Raw genomic sequence first — 4624 nt, forward strand, 5'->3', positions numbered from 1 at the left:
GATCGAAGTAATCCGCAATTCTGGCGGCAGGATTCTCTGATATATCCTGCAATTTCTTCTCCAGTGCCACAAGTAGCATACCCGGCAGGATGCCTCTGATCCCGCCGCCATCAATAGACAGTATTCTCATTGCCATTTTTACTTCCTCCCAGAATATGAAACGGGATTATGGATTGGGTTATTTCTACTATTGCATGCATTTAAATATAGGCCGGATTTCTGCTGCGTTTGCTTCATGCGACAGGGTGATCTGGCAGATTGATACCCGCTTGCTACTGTACTTTTTTGCCTGTAAATGGCTTAATAGCGACCTTGTAGTCTCTCATTTCATTCACAGTTAACAGGTCTGTTATTGATGAATAATTCCCATCGACTCGCCTTTTTAAGTCAGCGTCTGTCTGCTGTGATGATCGCCGGTTTCCCAACGGGCCGTAGCTCAACTCTTACAACATGGACAGACAGCAATGCAACGTCGACAATTTCTCAAAAATAGTGTTCTCCTTTCCGCCGCCGGTTTAGTCGGGCCTACGGTTCTTAGCCAGACGGTACATGCCGCGGAGCCAATAGTCGCGCCTGTCGCGCGTCGACGCTTTGTCTTATCACAAACGTATAAACTCAACCCTGCTGAGGGATCGCGCGGTGTGGTGAAACTCTGGATCCCGCTACCTGTAGACACTGCGTTTCAACAAATGACAGCCCTTGCCTTTAGCGGGAACTATCAGCAGGCATATGTCACCACCAACAATGCCTATGGCGCGAAGACGCTGTTCGCCACCTGGCCAGACTCCCAGAGCGAATTGTTGATTAACGTTGATATCGACATCGAAACTGCCGACTGGGAGCCGTTGAAGCAGGATGCGCTAAAAACCTGGCAAGTACCGGAGCAGATTATTTATCCGCTGGATGTAAAACCCTACTTGTTACCGACGGCACATACGCCTGTTGATGGGCTGGTTCTGGAAACCGCGCGCAAAATTACCGGTAATGAGCAAGATCCGCTGAAAAAAGCGCGTCTCATTTACGACTGGGTGAGTAGCCATATGGAACGAGATAATGACGTTATTGGCTGCGGTACCGGTGATGTGGCGGAGATCTTAAAAAGCGGCAAGCTCAAGGGAAAATGTACCGATATGAGCTCCGTTTTTGTTGCTTTGGCACGGGCCAGCGGTATTCCGGCGCGTGAACTGTTTGGCATCCGTCTGGGCAAAGCCAATAAGCTCGAGCGCTACTCGACAAGCGCCTTTGGCAAGGCCGATAGCGCAGGCGTTGCCGATGTCAGCGGTGGACAGCACTGTCGCGCCGAATTCTATCTGGCAGGCTACGGTTGGTTACCGTGCGATCCCGCTGACGTGACCAAAATGCGTCTGACTGAGAAAAAATCGCATCAGGACGCCGATGTCCAGGCCGTCAACGCTTACCTGTTTGGTAACTGGGAAATGAACTGGGTAGGATTCAACTACGGACGTGATTTCGAGTTGTATCCGGCGACAGAGCAGGGCGCCATGAACAACTTTGGTTATCCTTACGCAGAAGTCGATGGCGACCCGATCAATTTCTACGATCCTAAAGTGTTCTCCTACCGCTATGTCGCCACAGAACAACGCTAAAGGCGCGGGACTGACCCTGCTGACGGCCGCGGCGGCTGCCGTCACTGCCGGTTTATGCTGCGTTGGGCCGCTGTTATATCTGTTATTTGGTATTTCAGCGGCGAGCTTTGCTGTTTTAACCCGGTTTGAGTTTTTACGAATTCCTTTGATGCTGCTGTCATTGGGATTATTACTGCGTGTTTTCTGGCGACTCTATTTTTCCAAACGGTTGTGGTGTTCTGGCTGGCTAACCCTGAAACAAGCGCGCGTTCTCTACTGGTGTGCGCTGGCGTTGATTTTGCCGGTGTTATTTTACCCAACGCTGGTTGCCTGGTTTTATGAGGTGTTTGAATGAAGATTTTCACGTTAGTTGCAGGCTTATTATTGCCGTTGTGGGTTCAGGCGGCCAATCAAAAAGTGGTGCTGGATATACAAAATATGACCTGCTCGTTATGCGTAATTTCGGTCAATCAGGCATTACGCGAAACCGATGGCGTCATTAAGGCCAAATCCTCACTCAAGACAAGGCAGGCAGAAGCGATCGTGCCTGAAGGTTTTCCTACCGAGACTTTGCTTAAAGCGGTAGCAAAAACCGGGTATAGCGCGACGCTTAACCGTATTGAGCAACAATAACCACCTACGGGTGGTTTTGTTCTGTTTTCCCGGTATGATGCCCGGCGGCCTGGTGTTCTCTTTTGTGCGTTAACTACCGGAATTCCCCTCGTTTCCTGTTAACCTGAACTGGCGGCAGTTGTAAGCCGCCCACGCCCATTTGTATCTGTTATCCCTCCAGCCATGTAGGATGATTACAGGCGAGAATTTTTGACTAAGGAAAAGCGTTATGAAAACGGGACCATTAAACGAGAGCGAACTGGAATGGCTGGATGATGTACTGACTAAGTACAATACGGACAAGGCTATTCTGGATGTGTCAGAACTGGATGGTTTGCTGACGGCGGTGCTCAGTTCACCGTATGAAATTGAACCGGAGCAGTGGCTGGTCGCAATTTGGGGTGGTGCGCAGTATGTCCCTCGCTGGTCCTCCGAAAAAGAAATGACGCGCTTCATGAACCTGGCGTTTCAGCACATGGCGGATACGGCCGATCGTCTGGATGAATACCCTGAGCAGTTTGAGCCGCTGTTTGGTCTGCGTGAAATTGACGAGCATGAACTGACCATCGTAGAAGAGTGGTGCTTTGGTTATATGCGCGGCGTCGCGTTGTCGGACTGGTCCGCATTACCGGATACGTTGAAACCGGCGCTCGAGGCTATTGCGCTGCATGGTACAGAAGAAAACTTCGCGGTGGTTGAGAAACTGACGCCAGAAGAGTTTGAGGAAAGCGTGGACGCTATCCGTCTGGCGGCGTTGGATCTGCATGCCTGGTGGATGGCGCATCCGCAGGAAACGCCGGTGAAGGTGCCGGTAAAAGTGGATGCCAAGGTAGGACGTAACGACCCGTGCCCGTGCGGCAGTGGGAAAAAATATAAGCAGTGCTGTCTGCATTAACAGAAAGGGGCGTAAAGCCCCTTTTGTTTAACCCACTTCAGGCAGTAACCCTGCTGCAATGGAAAACTGTACCGCGATCACTACAATGCCGCACATAAACACCAACGCCAGCGCCGGTGCGCCACCCGCCACGCGGTAGTTAGCCTGCGAGTTATGTTTTCTGCTTTGCCATGCCAGCATGGCGGGGATCAGTAGCGCCAGTACCGCGAGGGCAACGCCCGCATATCCCAGCGCCATCACGAAACCACGTGGATAGAACAGCGCGAATGCCAGCGGCGGCAGGAACGTCACCACGCCGGTTTGCATCCTTCCTGCTACGGTATTTCGGCGCTGGAAAAGGTCTGCCAGATAGTCAAACAGCCCCAGCGCGACACCGAGGAAAGAGGTCGCCAGTGCGAGATCGGCAAACAAATGTACCGCCAGTTCAACGTGCGGCGATGCCACGACTTCACGTAACGCCTGTAGCAATCCGTTTAAACCAGCGTGGTTGGCTAACAGCCTCATGAACGTGGACGAGTTAATGCTGCCCAGCGTTGCCAGTTGCCAGAAAATATAGGCGATCAGAGGAATGGCGCTACCGGTAATAAATACCCAGCGCAGTTTACGGATGTTACCGTTCATATAGCTGACGATACTCGGAACGCTGCCGTGAAAACCGAACGACGTGAAGATAACCGGGATTGCGGACAGCGCCAGCCCTTGCTGAAGCGGCAGCGTAAGCAGATTCACTTTATGGATATGCGGCATTAACAGGGCCAGCATCGCTACCAGGAAAATTATCTTGGCACTGAACAACAGACGGTTGAACAGATCGACCAGCGACGTCCCAACGCAAACCACACCACCGGCAACAAAGGTGAACAGCAGTACACCTGTTGATGGCGAGATAGCTGTCCCGGTCCAGTCGCTGATGCTGGAGGCCAGCAGTTCACCTGCGCCACTGATATACGCCGCCGTCAGCGCGTACATTAAAAACATCATGCTAAAACCCGTTACCCATTGTCCGTAACGGCCAAGATAACGTTTCGCCAGGGTACCCAGCCCGGTGTCAGCCGGTACGTGTTGATACACTTCAAGCAGCAACAGCGCGGTGTAGCACATTAACGCCCACAGACTGACTAACAATACCAGCGTGACGCTAAACCCCACGCCTGCCGCAGCCAGCGGCATTGCCAACATACCGGCACCAATCGTGGTTCCCGCCACGATAAAAATACTACCCAGGGTTCTGTTTTTCACGCTTTCCTCTGTCCCAGAGATAATCAACGGTTATATCTGCGGCGCAGGTTAAGGCAAAACATTATTTTCGTCAAATCACCGTTACAATGCATGTACATTAATCTTTACGATTATTGGGTGATTTTAAGATGTATGGGAAATGACATTTATCTGCTGGTAAACCTGTGTTAGCGCAAAGCAGCGCCCTGCGCTTCACATTAGGCTATGCCCTTTATTGAGGAGGTAGTATGGAATCTATTCACGGGCATGAAGTGCTCAACATGATGATTGAATCTGGCGAGCAGTATTCAAA

6 protein-coding genes are annotated in these 4624 nt (G+C 51.4%); 5 read left to right on the plus strand and 1 reads right to left on the minus strand.

Annotation, left to right across the window (positions count from 1 at the left end):
• Positions 1-464: 464 nt before the first annotated feature.
• The 4 genes from KQJ18_RS21700 (at position 465) to KQJ18_RS21715 (ending at position 3093) form a co-directional block, all read left to right on the plus strand.
• Positions 465-1607 (plus strand): transglutaminase domain-containing protein, encoded by a 1143-nt coding sequence (locus KQJ18_RS21700; protein ID WP_137347791.1) that lies wholly within the window; start codon positions 465-467, stop codon positions 1605-1607.
• Entirely contained in the window at positions 1585-1941 is a 357-nt protein-coding gene (locus KQJ18_RS21705; RefSeq protein ID WP_069323582.1) for a mercuric transporter MerT family protein, read from the plus strand. The genes KQJ18_RS21700 and KQJ18_RS21705 overlap by 23 nt, the downstream gene beginning before the upstream one ends.
• Positions 1938-2219, plus strand: coding sequence for a heavy metal-associated domain-containing protein (locus KQJ18_RS21710; RefSeq protein WP_038641518.1), 282 nt, complete (start codon positions 1938-1940; stop codon positions 2217-2219). The genes KQJ18_RS21705 and KQJ18_RS21710 overlap by 4 nt, the downstream gene beginning before the upstream one ends.
• 208 nt (positions 2220-2427) lie before the next feature.
• The gene (locus KQJ18_RS21715) at positions 2428-3093 is read left to right on the plus strand and encodes a YecA family protein (RefSeq protein ID WP_042307734.1); all 666 of its coding nucleotides are present in this window, start codon (positions 2428-2430) and stop codon (positions 3091-3093) included.
• A gap of 27 nt (positions 3094-3120) precedes the next feature.
• Here the strand turns inward: KQJ18_RS21715 and tyrP are convergent, their stop codons facing one another.
• Complete coding sequence (gene tyrP / locus KQJ18_RS21720) at positions 3121-4332, minus strand: tyrosine transporter TyrP (RefSeq protein WP_216422721.1); 1212 nt, start codon at positions 4330-4332, stop codon at positions 3121-3123.
• A gap of 227 nt (positions 4333-4559) precedes the next feature.
• On the opposite strand from tyrP, the gene KQJ18_RS21725 reads away from it, so the two are divergent.
• A partial coding sequence (locus tag KQJ18_RS21725; RefSeq protein WP_216422722.1) for a DUF2492 family protein occupies positions 4560-4624 on the plus strand: 65 nt, incomplete at its 3' end.

It is taken from the genome of Citrobacter sp. S55_ASV_140 (assembly GCF_018919505.1).
GTDB classification, from domain to species: Bacteria; Pseudomonadota; Gammaproteobacteria; order Enterobacterales; family Enterobacteriaceae; genus Citrobacter; species Citrobacter werkmanii.